Genomic DNA, 13,545 nt, shown 5'->3' on the forward strand with positions numbered 1-13,545 from the left:
TACAGCAAATCGGGCATGCCATTCTTCCCGGAACGACACACGAACATGAACAGGAACATACTTTTAATGATGGCCGCATTTGCGGCGGGGCCGCTGATGGGGCAGGATGCCCGGCAGATTGCCGACTCCCTCGCCATCCCGGAAATCAAGGCCGGGGCCAGACAACTGCCGATGCCCAGCGCCTCCGGCGCCCAAATCAAGCTCCTGGGGGCCGACTATGAGGAACTCATCAACAGCAAGGGGAAAATAGCCCCCGTCATCTCGGACACTCCGGTAAACGTCAGCTTCAAGGTGACCAAGGGCGGCCAGGAGGCCGTCAGCAAGGACTATGAAATCACCCTGAAGGCCCCCGCGGCCGCGCAGGGCAACCCCAAGCCCCGGGTTATCCCGGAAATCCTGCAATGGAAGGGCGGCAAGGGGGAATACAAGCTGGGTTCCACCATCACCGTCGCTTGCCCGGACAAGGAGCTGGCCCGTGCCTTTGCCGCTGACCTGGAAGACGTGCTGGGCCGCAAGGTCAGGCTCGTTTCCCCCGGAGGTAAGGCGGACATCTCCTTCTCCCTGTTCAAGGAAAGCAACATAGGGAAGGAGGGATACAGCCTCGCCGTCAATGCCGGCGGCATCCGTATCGGCGCCCTTACCCCCACCGGGCTGTACTGGGGCACCCGCACCCTGCTTCAAATGCTGCGCCAGAACCCGGACGGCGTGCCCTGCGGCACCGCCGTGGACTTCCCCCGCTACCCGGTGCGCGGCTTCATGCTGGACATTGCGCGCACGCCCTATCCCCTCAGCTACCTCAAGGACCTGATCCGCACCATGTCCTGGTACAAGTTGAACGACCTTCACCTGGTCATCAACAACAACTACATTTTCCACGAGCACTACGTGGACAACGGGCATGACCCGTTCAAGGAATCCTACTCCGCCTTCCGCCTGGAATCCAACGTGAAGGGGAAGGACGGCACGCCGCTCACCGCCAAAGACCTCTCCTACACCAAAAAGGAATTTGCGGACCTGATCGGTTACGCCAGACGCCATGGCGTCAACATCGTGCCGGAATTCGACACCCCCGGCCACGCGCTCTCCTTCACCCGGGTGCGTCCGGACCTGATCTACAAAGGCCCCATGAACCATGAAAAACGCCGTTGCGAGATGCTGGACGCCGGCAACCCGGAAACGATCAGCTTCGTGACCAGGGTCTTTGACGAATACCTGCTGAAAGACCCCAAGCTGGGCCGCCCGGTATTTGCCGGCTGCAAGGTGTTCCACGTGGGAGCGGATGAATTCTACGGAGACAAGGAAGACTACCGCCACTTTGCGGACGGCGTGCTCAGCCACGCCCTCAAGCGCGGCTACACTCCCCGCATCTGGGGCAGCCTCAGCGCCAAGCCCGGCAAGACCCCCGTGGTGAGCAAAGGCGTTCAAATGAATCTCTGGAGCGCCGGCTGGATGAAGGCGTGGGAAGCCGTCAATCTGGGCTACGATGTCATCAACACGAATGACGGCGCCCTCTACATCGTGCCCTTTGCCAACTACTACCGCATGGACAGGAATCACAAGGGGCTCTACAACAACTGGATTCCCAACCGCATCGGCAATGAAACGCTTCCCGCCGGGCATCCCCAGCTCCTGGGAGGCACCTTTGCCATCTGGAACGATGAAACGGATATCATGCACACGGGATACGGCCCGTACGATATTTGGGGAATGCTTTCCGGTTCCATGGATGTCCTCAGCCAGAAGCTGTGGGGCAAGGCCAAGGCGCCGGACACGTTTGAAGAGCATCGCGAGCTGGTGGCGGCCATCGGCAACGCTCCGCGCACCAACCCCCTTCACAAATGGAAAGACGCCCAGCCCTTTGCGGTCACTCCTTCCTCTCTGCCCCAGAAGCTGGACAAGCCCTCGCTGGGACCGAATTACCGTCTGACCGCGGAACTGGAACTTAACGCCGCTCCGGAAGGCAGGGAACAGGTGCTGCTTTCCGCGCCGGAGGGCGAACTGCTCGCGGTCATGAAGGACGGCACCGTCGGCTTCCGTCGTGACGACACCCTGGAATTCTCCTTCGGCGCCAAGCTGCCCGTAGGCAAAAAGGTCAAGGTGGAAATTGTGGGTGAACCGGAAAAAACCAGCCTGTTCCTGGACGGACAGCCTGCCGGAACTGCCGTGCTGAAAAGTTTTTCTGACAAATCCAAGGACTTTATTGAAAACTTCAAGAACCGTCCCAAGGTGCACCGTTCCACCTTCGTTCTGCCGCTGAAAACCCTGGGTGAATCTTTCCAGGGGAAAGTGTATAACTTCAACGTCCAGCCCTTGTAACGCCTCGCGTCCCGTACATCCGTGCCTGTAAAGGGGAGGAATGCCCGCCCGCGGCGCGGATGCACGGGACCTTGGAAAATCAGGTAATGCAGAATGAAGGCTCTCCTCATTATTGACGTTCAGAATGACTACTTTCCCGGCGGAAAGTGTGAGCTTTCCGGCCCGGAAAAGGCTCTGGAGAATATCGTCTCCGTTTTACGGCTCTTCAGGAAGGCCGGACTGCCCGTCATCCATGTCCGGCACGTCAACACCCGGCCGGATGCCTCCTTCTTCCTGCCGGGGACGGACGGCGTAAAAATCCACACCGGATTGACGCCTCTGCCGGGTGAGGATGTGCTCGTCAAGCACGCTCCCAACAGCTTTTACCGGACGGGCCTTGCGGACCTGCTTCGTGCGAAAAAGGTGGACGAACTGGTCGTGTGCGGCATGATGACCCACATGTGCATAGATACCACGGTCCGTGCGGCCTGGGATCACCAAATTCCCGTAACCTTGCTGTACGATGCGTGCGCCACGAAGGACCTGTCCGTCATGGGACAGACCATACCGGCCCAAACCGTGCACAACGCCTACATGGCGGGACTGGACGGAATATTTGCACGCGTCCTGACTGCCGGAGAACTGGAAATCTAGCCCCGGAACTCCTTCGCGGGGACGGGGAAGGGCCGTCCCCGCAGCGCACATGCCGGAATAACCGGGATAAATGTGCAGGCATGTCCCTGCCGGCGCATGGCCCATGTGTTCGGATAATTCCCCGGTGGACTTCCCTCCATCCCGCCGGAGCCGTGCCCCCGGCGTTCCGAAAAAACTGATCACGGCAGTTTGCGAGCCGGACGCCCGGAACGGCTTATCGTCCCTCCGTATCCGCTCCCATGGGGAGGAGGTTTTCAACAGGCACCCATCCTTGTTCCCCGGAAGCGGGGTTCCGGCACCATATCCAGCCGTTGAGCGCCTGGGAACCGGCCAGGACTTCCCCCTCCTCCGCATTCAATTCCCTGGCGGAATAATCTTCCAGCGCTTCTCCCACGCTGCCGCCCAGCCATTGGAGCACCTGTTTGGGAACCCAGCCCTTGTTCCGGTCTTCCGTCTCGCAGAAATACCAGTCGTTCCAGGCTTCGTTCTCCTCGTACTTCTCTCCAATGACAAGTCTCTCGCCCCTGGAAATAATGACGGGATTCGGGAACTCGCTTTGGTGCCTTTTGATTACCTGATACTTCATATCCGCTCTGTTCGTTTGGGTTCCTTTTTCCGGAAAAACCGGGCTGCTGCGGCATTATTTACGGCTTAGCCGTTCCGGAATCCGTCTCCTGTTCCCGCATGCCCTTGTACCTCATGGGACGGTAGCCCCCGCGCTCCAGAATGGCCCGGCTGAAAAAATGTTCCGCACATTTCCAGACCGGCAGAGGTCCGGCTTCACTGCCCAGAAAAACGTCCCGGCCGTCTCCGTGCCACTCAATGAACATGAGCACGTGCCGCCCCGGTACGATCAGGATGTCTCCCGTCCGCAATTCTTCCCAGTCCAGCGGCGTGCACAGGGAGGGAAGTTCGCGCGTGGACCAGGGCCGGGACAGGCGCCAGCACCGGGAGACGAAACCGGAACAATCTACTCCGGCGGCAAACCTGCTGACCGCGTCGTCTCCCGCCGCCTGCTTTTCCGGGGTGCCCATGTCTCCGGCAGCGGCGGGGCGGCCTCCGTTTTCCGGGTCGCGGTTCAGGCGGCTGACGAATTGCCGCGGGGTATCGAACCCTCCCCACTTGTACGGCATGCCCGCGGACCGTGCGCCGGGCTTCCACCAGGCTCCCGCATGGGCGCCGGATACGGAGGCGTCCGGAGTGTCTATCCTGATCCCGTCGGGATCCGTTCCATGCCGGACGTTGTGGCGGGTCCCTCTCCAGGCCAGGTTTGTATACGCGCGGCTGGTGCGCAGGGCCTCCGTCCTGGTGACCGTGGGCGCGGCTGGCGGAATATCCGGCACGGGCGGAGAACAGGAAAAAAGGGCTGCGGAAAGGAGCACGCCTGCGGTGCGGACATTCATGGGGTAATGTTTATGGCATCCGGCGGAGCCTTGTCAAGCTCCGGAGCGCATGTCCCTTGCAGCGGTTTAAAATATTGACTTGGTAAGAAAGGGTATGAGAAAGTGCCGATAGTGGCGGGGTGAGGGAATTTTCCTGCATCCGCCATAGCAATTTAACCCCGTATCAAACACCATTATGAATGAAACCAATCAATCATCCGAACCTGAAACGACTCAGGAACCCGTGATTCCTGCTCCTGTTCCAACCCCAACTCCCGTTCCCGCCCCCACTCCTGTTCCGCCGCCGTCCCCCACGCCGGTTCCTCCCCCTTCCGCCGCTTCAGTTCCGCCTCCCCATCCCGGACCGCCTCCATCACCCGAACCGGGTGTTTCACCGCAGTCCAACAGTGATAATTTTGCGCTCGTTACGGCGATTTCTCCTCTGCTCTCCCTGTTTACGATGGCTATTCCCGGACCGAACGTCGTTGGCCCGCTCATCTGCTGGCTGATCTGGAAGCAGGACTACCCCCTGGTGGACCAGATAGGCAAGAACGTCATCAACGCGCAGATTTCCTGGGGAATTTACCTGCTGGTGTCCTGGGCGTTCTTCGGAGTTCTGACCCTGATCTTCATTGGTTTCCTGTTCATTTGGATCCTTCCTTTGGTGTGGATCATCCTGTCCGTCGTGTACACGATCAAGATATCCAACAGGGAATACACGTACCAGATGCCTTTCACGATCACGTTCATCAAATAATCTCCGAATTGACCGAGAACATTCAACAGGGGCCGTCCTGCGCAACAAGCGGGGCGGCCTCCTTTTTTGAATCCGGCCGTCTTGCCGGATAGGGTGTGTTCCGTTCCCTGAAAATCTGCCGCCGTCCGGGGAAGTTGTTTCCGGCCCCGGCTTGTCCGGGAAAGGAAAAACAGGCTCTTTTCCCTGCCGCGGGCCGATGAAAACCTGGCGCCGGGAAAGAAAATTTCCGCCTCATTCCGGGAGAACAGAGCCATAAGTATCACCGGGCCGGAAACACTTGTCTTCGGGGAATCCGGCCGTGAAGGGGGCATGGCCGGAGGCCGGGCTGCCGCGGGATTGCGGCGGAGGACTAGAAAAAAGGAAAGCTTTCGCCTTTCCCGGTTAAAGGAAGATGCGGTACCCGGCGGAGGGGAATTCCTCTGCCTGCCTTCCGGCCAGGGGTTATTGGCCGGCCAGTCCCTCCTGAGCGCCTGTGTTCAGATGGGTATTTCCCGGTCGCTGCCGCCGTACATGAAGGTATGCAGCAGGCGCGTGACCTGGTTCTGGTCGGAATGAAGCTGTGCGGCGGGGCGCAGGGCGGCATAGGTCAGGCTGTCGTGCCCGGTAAATTCCCTCATGTGGAATCCCTGGAAATTGGTCATGGGCTCGTTGTCGTGGTACAGCTTGCCTCTTCTCAGCAATTCGTCAAAGACGTGTTCCGCCTCCCGTGTGCGGGTCAGCGCCTTTTCCGGGTGCGGCACGCGGATGACCAGGGCGCCTCCGTCCCCGCGGAAATTGATGCCCGCGCCGGCCATGACGTCCGCGGAAGGCTGGCTGGTGATACTGCCGAGCAGCAGCACCCCGTTGTCCACCAAATGGATGCGGTCGCAATGGGCGTATTCCTTCACGTGAAGCACGCCTCCGTAAATGTGGGTGGAAACGCTGCCCGTCAGTTTTTTAATGCGGGCCAGTCCGTGCCTGATGATGAACTCCGAGCCGTCGCAGGGCAGGTCTATCTCCGAGGCAAAAAGCCAGCCGTCCGTCATCGTGATGCGCCCTTCGTGCTCCCTGGCTCCCTGAATGCACCCCTGTCCCATCAGCACGCGGCCGCCGTTGATCTCCAGGCTCCCGTTGGCCTTGTCCCCCAGGAACATGGTCATGTGGTCCGGCAGGTTGCCGATGAGCGTCAGGGTACCCCCGTTGCGCACGGCCAGGTGGGCGGTGCCGTGGCCGTGGTCCGGCTGGTTGGGGCCGCCCACATAGACGGGGGCGTTGATGATGTAAAGGCTGCCTCCGGCGTCAATGGTCAGGGAATCCTGAACATCCGTCTGTCCCTGGACCACGTCATTGGTGATGGTGACCGGGCACATGTAGGAAACGCGGTTCATGGATGACGCTGAAAGCGGCATCATTCCCGTCAGGATGAATGGGTTGATATTGCTCATGGTATTGGTTCTACAGCTGGGTTGGAATTTGCGGCGTAATAATAGTACGCCAATATGTTTGACCGTCCGGAAGTGAAAAATGTTCGGGTAAATTTCCTGATTTTTTCCGGGTGGGAGCGGAACGGAGAAAGGAGGAGAAAGGAGGAGAAAGGAGGAGAAAGGAGGAGAAAGGAGGAGAAAGGAGGAGAAAGGAGGAGAAAGGAGGAGAAAGGAGGATCGGGGATCATTCCCATTCCACGCGGGTAAGCTCCAGTTCCCGCCCCCGGAGGATGGCCAGGGCGGGCTCCCCGCAGCCGGGGCAGATGTAGCCGTGGTCCGTGAAGAGGAAATCCTCTTGGCAGTCGTCGCAGCGGCAGAGGGCCTCCACCCAGGTGACCTCCAGGGCGGCGTTCCCCGCCGCGTAGGCGTCTTTCAGGGCCAGAAAGGCGGATTGCAGGGCGTCCGGCACCACGCCGCTCAGGCTGCCGATGGTCATGTGCACGCGCACCAGCCGGGAGCCGCCGTTTTCTTCCAGGAGGCGGCGCGCCATGTCCAGCGCCCCTTCCATGATGCCTACTTCATGCATGGGAGTTTTCCCGGTCCGCGCAGTCCTCCACCGCCCGGGCAATGAGGTTTTCAATCAGCTCCAGGGCCTGCGGCATGGCCGCCCGCACCTCTGCGGACATGGGCTGGCAGAACTCCGTGTGCGCGGCCTCCACCCCCACCAGCGTGATGGCGCGCGGCAGGGTGCCGCAGAGCTGGGCGGCGCCCAGCACCTCCTTCATGCCTATCTGGTGCGGGGAAATGACGCGGGAGAAATGGCGGGGGAGCTCCTCCTTGCTGCGCGTGACGAGCGTGCCCGGCGCGGCCCCCGTCTTCACGGCGTCCACCAGGATGACCGTGTCCGCGTCTTCCAGCAGGGGCAGCAGCGTCATGCCCAGGGTGCCTCCCTCCTCCACATGCACCAGCGGGCCGTAGTCCCGCTTCTGGAGCCGTTTCGCCAGCTCCACGCCCACTCCGTCGTCCCCCATGAGCGGATTGCCCACGCACAGCACGAGCACGGGATAGGCGTTCCCCTTCACGGGGCAGCCGCGCAGGGCTTCCGTATATTCTTCAGCTTCCATGAACGTTGAACCGGTATTATTCATCCCTGAACTTCACACCCTTGCGCAGCCAGCGGCCGCCGCTGAACATGGAGGAAATGGTGCCGTCCCGGTCCACGTTCCCGGAAAGAATGGACAGGTACACGTGGATCATGGCGAAAATGATGAAGCACCACATGCCGATCAGGTGGATCAGGCGCACGTACGGAACCCCGATCAGGTCGTTCAGCGGCATGAACCAGTGGTAGAACCAGTGGCGCGGCTCGTACAGCGCGTACAGGGCCAGCCCGGTGACGATCATGGTGGTGAACAGGACGTACACGCCCGTGTATGTCCACTGCTGGAGGGGATTGTGGCCGATGTAGCGCGGGCCGTCGTAGCTCCGCGCAAAAACGTAGTCCACCGCCGTGGCGTACAGGTCCTTCCACTGTTGTCTGGAGACGGGGAACAGCGCCCGGAAGCTCTGGTACTTGTTGGACGCCATGAAAAAGCAGGAAAAGCGGAGCATCATCACCACCACCAGCGTCCAGCCCAGGGCGTAATGGACGAAGCGGAGCGTGCCGAACTGAAAAGCGCCGTGCAGGTCCCCCATTTTCAGGAACCAGCCTTCCGCGATGCAGATGCCCGTGGCGGCCAGGCCGATGATGCAGAACACCCATGTCCAGTGCAGCACCCGCAGCGGCCAGTCCCAGACGTGGAAGTAGCGGAAATTGGCCTTGGCCTTGGAAAGATGGCGCACGTCCCGCATGGCGTGCATGGGCACCACGCCCAGCAGGCGCCACGGGGCGCCGGAGCGGTGCACGGCAATCCCCACGGGCTGGAAGCCGGACGGATCGTAGGCTTCAAAAGCCTTGTTCATGCGTTCCTTTTCCAGATTGCTGACCTCGCACAGTTTTTCCAGGGCGTTCAGGTTGCCGCGGGCCACCATGAAGGGGACGGCGTCTTCCTTGTCCGCGGCCTTCAGGATGGCGGTGCTGTAATGGCGTTCTCCGGACGGGGCCTCCCAGGAATCCGCCTGCTGGGCGTAATTCAGCTGGATGCCGCGTTCCCGTGCCGCGTGCAGCAGGGCCAGGTCCCCCGGGTCCGTGCTCCCGTTGGGGGAGGCGCACACGGCCAGCGCCAGGATTTCCTCCGGAGAGTAAACGGTACTGGCCGGAATGGCATCCTCCACCACCAGGGTGAGGTCTTCATTGATGAGGGTCGTTTTCACGGGTCCTGTCTGGTCATAATGGCCTCTCCCTCTTCGTCAAACAGATGGACGGCGCAGGATTGGCACGGGTCATAGCTGTGAATGGTGCGCAGGGGCTCCACGGGTCGGGACGGGTCCACCAGCGGATGCGTTCCGGTGTGGGCCAGGGAATACTCGTAAGGCCCCATCTGGCCTTCCGCGTCCCGTCCGGAACTGTTCCAGGTGCTGGGAACCACGGCCTGGTAATTCACCGTCTGGCCGTTTTCAATCCTTACCCAGTGGCTGAGGCTGCCGCGGGGGGCTTCCACCCAGCCCACACCCTTGCAGGAGGAGGGCCATGTCTCGGGCTCCCATTTCTCCGGGTTGAAGGTGGCGGTTTCCCCGTTCTTGATGCGGTTCGTCATTTCCTGGAGCTGGTCCACCATCATGTCCACGTTGATCATGGCGTCCAGGGCGCGGCCGTACACGCGGCCCAGCGTGGAATTCATGAAGGCGTTGTCGCGCGGCAATCCCAGCTTGTCGCAGGCGGCGTCCACCCGCTCCACGATGGCGGGAACGCCCTGGGCGTAGCCGATCATCATGCGGGCGTTCGGTCCCACGGCCATGGCGTGGCCGTCGTAGCGCGGAGCTTTCACCCAGGTGTACTGGGGCCGGTCGGAAAGCCATTTGTAGGGAGGCCTGGGCCCGTTGTAATCCGCGTCCGTCTGGCCGTCGTACGGGGCCAGTCCCGCGTCCCGGCCCTCCGTGTACTTGTACCACGCGCTGGTGACGAACTCCTTGATCTTGTCCTGGTCAAAGGGAAGGACATTCTTGTAATCCCCGTTCAGCAGCACGCCCGGCTTGATCATGCCTTTGCCGGCAGGAGCCCCGGTATTGATTTCAGACGGGTCCCCGGTGCAGAACAGGTTGGGGTTGGAAGCGCCGATATGGGCGTAATCCTTGTAAAAACCGGCAATGGCCACGATGTCCGGGTAATACACCTTGTGGATGAAATCGTGGCAGGTATCCACGAGCTGTTTCAGGTAGCTCAGGGAAAACTGGTTGATGGCCTGGTCGTTGTTCATGTTGATGGCGCAGGCCATGCCGCCCACCAGGAAATTGGGGTGCGGGTTCTTGCCGCCCAGGATGGTGTGGATCTTGATCATGTCCCGCTGCCAGACGAGGGCCTGGAGGTAATGCGCCACGCCCAGCAGGTTCACTGCCGGCGGCAGCTTGTAGGCCGGGTGGCCCCAGTAGCCGTTCGTGAAGATGGAATACTGCCCGTGGGCGATGGAATCCTTCAGCTTCTTCTGCACCCCGGCAAAATACGTGGCGGAGGAAAGGGGCCAGTCGGAAAGGGACTTGGCAATCGCGGCGGTCTCATTCGGGTCCGCCTTCAGGGCGGAAACCACATCCACCCAGTCCATGGCCTGGAGCTGGTAGAAATGGATCACGTGGTCCTGAATGCCCAGGGCTCCGCTGACCAGGTCCCGCATAAGTTTGGCCTGGATGGGCACGGGATATTGCAGGGCGTCTTCCACCGCGGCCAGCGCGGCAATGGCGTGGGTGCCCGTGCAGACGCCGCAGATGCGTTCCACAAAGGCCCACACGTCGCGCGGATCGCGCTTGCAGGCGATTACTTCAATGCCGCGGTACTGCGTGGTGGACGTCCAGGCGTTCTTGATCACGCCGTCTCCGGCCTCCATCTCCACCCGCAGGTGGCCTTCGATGCGCGTCACGGGGTCGATGACCACGCGGCTGGATTCCGGAACGGCCGCTGATGTGTAATTGCTCATGGTAATCTGGTGTAAAAGGCTTCTTATTCTTCAGTTTCCTTGTCGGGGGAGCCGGGCGCGTCCCCGAAGGCGGGCAGGGAGACGTTCGCCTCCTCCTTCATGTGCTGCCGCTTGTAGTGAATGGCGGACCCCACCGCATGGGCGGCGATGGCCGTGCCCGCGGCGGCTACGCCCACGGCGCCGATCACGTTGGCGGAGGCCTCCACGCCGAAGCCGTTCACATTGGGCAGCGTCTTGTAGAAGGGAGTCATGCGGTCGAAGAAATACAGCTCCGTGCAACCGATGCACGGATGCCCGGACTGGATGGGGAAGCTGACCCCGCCGTTCCACTTGACGATGGGGCAGGGGGAGAAAGTGTCCGGCCCCTTGCAGCCCACCTTGTACAGGCAGAAGCATTCGCGCGCGTTCTCGTCGTCAAACACGTTCACGAACTGGCCGGCGTCAAAATGGGCGCGGCGCGGGCAATTGTTGTGGATGCGCGTGCCGTACGCCATCAGGGGGCGCGTTTCCAGGTCGCACTCCGGTGCGCGGTCAAAAGTGAGAATGTACATGATCACGGCCGTGATCACGTCCCCGATGGGGGGGCAGCCCGGCACGTTGATGACCGTGCGGTCCGTCAGGATGTCCCGCACGCCCACGGCCCCCGTGGGATTGGGGCGGGCGGCCTGGATGGAGCCGAAGTAGGCGCAGGAGCCCACGGCCAGGATATAGGAGGCGTTCTCCGCGCAGCGGCGCAGCAGGTGTTCCACCGTTTCCCCGGCCACGGTGCAGTAAATGCCGCCGTCGTTGACCGGAACGGACCCGTTGATAACCAGGATGTGGGGTTCCTTGATCGCCTCTTCCAGCGCCTGGTTGGCCGCCTCCCCGGAGGGGGCCATGAGCAATTCCACATACGGCATGGACACGGCGGAAAGCACCATGTCCCCGATCTCCTCATTATAGCTGCGGATGGTGCTTTCCAGGCACCCGGTGCATTCCTGAAGCTGGAGCCAGATAACCACGGGCCGTTTGAGATTCGCCATCTTGTCCGCGATTTCCTGGGCGTTGGAAACGCCGCCGCTCACGGAGGCCACGCCCATCAGGGCGATCATTTTCAGGCACCATTTATTGAATTCCCGGCGGCTGACGCCGCGCCGCTCCATGTGTTCTCCCAGGGTTTCCCCGGGTCGCCAGGTGGTTAGAATCTCATGGTTCAGGGAGGCCTGTTCCGCCTCCTTCAGGGAAGATAGCTCAGTGCGCTTCATGTGCGTGGTCCGGGTAAATATGTTTCCATTTAGACACGATTTCCGGGAAATGCGATCAATATTTTCCAATATTTCCGGTGCGGCCCCTTACCAGGACCACACGTTCTGGATCTGGAAAACCACGGCGGTCTGGCCCCGGCGGCCGTTGACGGGATTCTTCACGAGCTGAATGTCGGGCTGAAGCGTCATGGTGGGCGTTACCTGCATCACGTACGTCAGTTCAATGCCGTATTCATTCTTATTCACGTACGGTCCGTTCTTCCTGGCCCCCTGCTGCCAGAGGAAGCCCAGGCCCAGGTAGCCGTCATTGGACGCGCCCTTTCCGTAAAAGGGGGAAAGAAGCACCAGCCCCGTGGTGGCCGCGCAGCGTACGCCGGTCAGTGTGGCCGCGTCGTCGCTGGCCCAGCCGCCCCGGAAAAACCAGCCCAGATGGCTGTGGCGGCCGAGCTGCTGCTGGAAGTTGACGCCCACGCCGCCCCCGTTCTCACTGTCACTGGTGGTGAAAAAGGGCTGGAGGCGGTACACGCCCGGCCCCCATCCGCAGAAATCCTCCGCCACGTAGCCGAACTCAAGCACGTTGGTCCAGTTATCCGAGTTCATATTCTTGAACGGATTGTGGTTGGCGGTCATGTTGTTGGCGGCGGTGGCGCCCATCACGTAAAAGGAGGTGGTGGGCTGCCAGGCAAAATGGAAACCCAGGGAATTATCCGTGAGCGGAAGCATGGGATTGTTGCCGAAAACGCTGTTGGTCAGGTTATTGTTGTGGGAATTGGCGTACGCGTTGTGGTCCATGTAATTGGTGGTGTCCAGCTGTCCCGCCATCAGCAGGAGCTTGCCGCCCGCGCCCACCCAGGCCAGGCTCAGGTTGCTCAGGTGCGGATCCGGCCCCTGGAAGGAACTGGTGGGATTCTGGAGGGAGCCTAGCGTGGTCTGGGGGCCCGCATTCCCCTCATTGAAATGAAAACCGTTGCCGAAGTCGAACTCGGAAGCCAGGTACATGCCGCTGCCCGTGGAATTGTTGCGGAACAGGGTGATGTTGGTCAGCAGGGAACCGTTGTGGGAGGCGAAATCCTTTCTGCCGTTCAGGCCGCCGCCCGTCAGACCCGTGTAATTGAAACCGTACTGGGCGGAATAGGTGATGCCGTATCTGGACAGGGCCGTTTTAATTTTTTGCGCTCCTGTGGAAATCATGTCCTCGCGGATCCAGGCGTTCGGTTCCACGCAGGTATTGCCGAAAACGTAGGAACTGTCCAGATACGGCATCATCTTGAGGGGCTTGGGCGCAAAAAACTCAATGCCGGGCTTGGACGGGCGGGAAAGGTGCTGGAGAAGAATGCTCGGCTTGGTGGGCACGCCGGGCGTGCGCTTGGTGATCTGTTCCTCCGGCTTCAGCCCCTTGATCAAGCTGGGGCTTATTTCCCTGCCTTCCAGCGGTCTGACGCGCAGGCCGCGTTCCGTATTCAGGTAAACGCCCTCCGGGGACGGCTGGGGCTGGGGAATCTGCTGGGCCAGCACGGGATCACAGGAAACAAGGGCGGCGACGGCAAAAAAAGGAGGAAGCAATACATGTTTCATATGACAGTCAGACAAGGCCGTACCCGGAATTGTCATAACGAGGATAGCATGCTGACACGAATACCCGGCAGACCCTCGCAAAAAGGGGCGCAGGCCGTCCTTTTCCCGTAAGGCCGGTAAATCCCGGAGCGGTTTCTCCTGCGGCGCACCGCCGGGACTGCCGGATAG

At 61.0% G+C, this 13,545-nt stretch carries 13 protein-coding genes; 4 read left to right on the forward strand and 9 right to left on the reverse strand.

The features are described 5' to 3' along the window. Positions 1 to 45 precede the first annotated feature (45 nt). A complete protein-coding gene (locus tag OQH67_RS10985; RefSeq protein ID WP_215433999.1) occupies positions 46 to 2,316 on the forward strand; it encodes a beta-hexosaminidase in 2,271 nt (756 codons plus the stop codon). Positions 2,317 to 2,409: 93 nt separating this feature from the next. Then, on the forward strand, positions 2,410 to 2,949 hold the full coding sequence (locus OQH67_RS10990; RefSeq protein ID WP_215433996.1) for a cysteine hydrolase family protein: 540 nt from the start codon (positions 2,410 to 2,412) through the stop codon (positions 2,947 to 2,949). Positions 2,950 to 3,163: 214 nt separating this feature from the next. On the opposite strand, the gene OQH67_RS10995 is transcribed toward OQH67_RS10990, so the two are convergent. Both OQH67_RS10995 and OQH67_RS11000 read right to left on the reverse strand, forming a co-directional pair. After that, complete coding sequence (locus tag OQH67_RS10995; protein WP_215433994.1) at positions 3,164 to 3,535, reverse strand: SH3 domain-containing protein; 372 nt, start codon at positions 3,533 to 3,535, stop codon at positions 3,164 to 3,166. A 58-nt stretch (positions 3,536 to 3,593) separates the two neighbouring features. Further along, complete coding sequence (locus OQH67_RS11000) at positions 3,594 to 4,352, reverse strand: hypothetical protein (protein ID WP_215433992.1); 759 nt, start codon at positions 4,350 to 4,352, stop codon at positions 3,594 to 3,596. A gap of 175 nt (positions 4,353 to 4,527) precedes the next feature. Between OQH67_RS11000 and OQH67_RS11005 the strand changes: the two genes are divergently transcribed. Continuing rightward, positions 4,528 to 5,088: a DUF4870 domain-containing protein gene (locus OQH67_RS11005; RefSeq protein WP_215433990.1), complete on the forward strand. Its 561-nt coding sequence runs from the start codon at positions 4,528 to 4,530 to the stop codon at positions 5,086 to 5,088. 476 nt (positions 5,089 to 5,564) lie between these two features. On the opposite strand, the gene OQH67_RS11010 is transcribed toward OQH67_RS11005, so the two are convergent. After that, positions 5,565 to 6,512 carry a hypothetical protein gene (locus OQH67_RS11010; protein WP_215433988.1) on the reverse strand — a complete coding sequence of 316 codons (948 nt, stop codon included), beginning with the start codon at positions 6,510 to 6,512 and terminating at the stop codon, positions 5,565 to 5,567. A gap of 54 nt (positions 6,513 to 6,566) precedes the next feature. Here OQH67_RS11010 and OQH67_RS11015 point away from each other — a divergent pair, with 54 nt between their 5' ends. Next, positions 6,567 to 6,758, forward strand: coding sequence for a hypothetical protein (locus OQH67_RS11015; protein ID WP_265145514.1), 192 nt, complete (start codon positions 6,567 to 6,569; stop codon positions 6,756 to 6,758). On the opposite strand, the gene OQH67_RS11020 is transcribed toward OQH67_RS11015, so the two are convergent. From OQH67_RS11020 to OQH67_RS11045, 6 genes are all read right to left on the reverse strand, one after another. Further along, positions 6,736 to 7,077 (reverse strand): hydrogenase maturation nickel metallochaperone HypA/HybF, encoded by a 342-nt coding sequence (locus tag OQH67_RS11020; RefSeq protein ID WP_215433986.1) that lies wholly within the window; start codon positions 7,075 to 7,077, stop codon positions 6,736 to 6,738. The genes OQH67_RS11015 and OQH67_RS11020 overlap by 23 nt on opposite strands. Further along, complete coding sequence (locus OQH67_RS11025; RefSeq protein ID WP_215433984.1) at positions 7,070 to 7,615, reverse strand: HyaD/HybD family hydrogenase maturation endopeptidase; 546 nt, start codon at positions 7,613 to 7,615, stop codon at positions 7,070 to 7,072. The genes OQH67_RS11020 and OQH67_RS11025 overlap by 8 nt, the downstream gene beginning before the upstream one ends. 16 nt (positions 7,616 to 7,631) lie before the next feature. Next, positions 7,632 to 8,804, reverse strand: a complete 1,173-nt coding sequence (locus OQH67_RS11030; RefSeq protein ID WP_215433982.1) for a cytochrome b/b6 domain-containing protein — start codon at positions 8,802 to 8,804, stop codon at positions 7,632 to 7,634. Then, entirely contained in the window at positions 8,801 to 10,558 is a 1,758-nt protein-coding gene (locus OQH67_RS11035; RefSeq protein ID WP_215433980.1) for a nickel-dependent hydrogenase large subunit, read from the reverse strand. Before OQH67_RS11035 ends, OQH67_RS11030 begins: the two co-directional genes overlap by 4 nt. 23 nt (positions 10,559 to 10,581) lie before the next feature. After that, entirely contained in the window at positions 10,582 to 11,802 is a 1,221-nt protein-coding gene (locus OQH67_RS11040) for a hydrogenase small subunit (protein ID WP_251828260.1), read from the reverse strand. A gap of 87 nt (positions 11,803 to 11,889) precedes the next feature. Continuing rightward, positions 11,890 to 13,377 (reverse strand): carbohydrate porin, encoded by a 1,488-nt coding sequence (locus OQH67_RS11045; RefSeq protein ID WP_215433978.1) that lies wholly within the window; start codon positions 13,375 to 13,377, stop codon positions 11,890 to 11,892. Between the last annotated feature and the right edge of the window lie 168 nt (positions 13,378 to 13,545).

It is taken from the genome of Akkermansia biwaensis (genome assembly GCF_026072915.1).
In the GTDB taxonomy this organism is placed as follows: Bacteria; Verrucomicrobiota; Verrucomicrobiia; order Verrucomicrobiales; family Akkermansiaceae; genus Akkermansia; species Akkermansia biwaensis.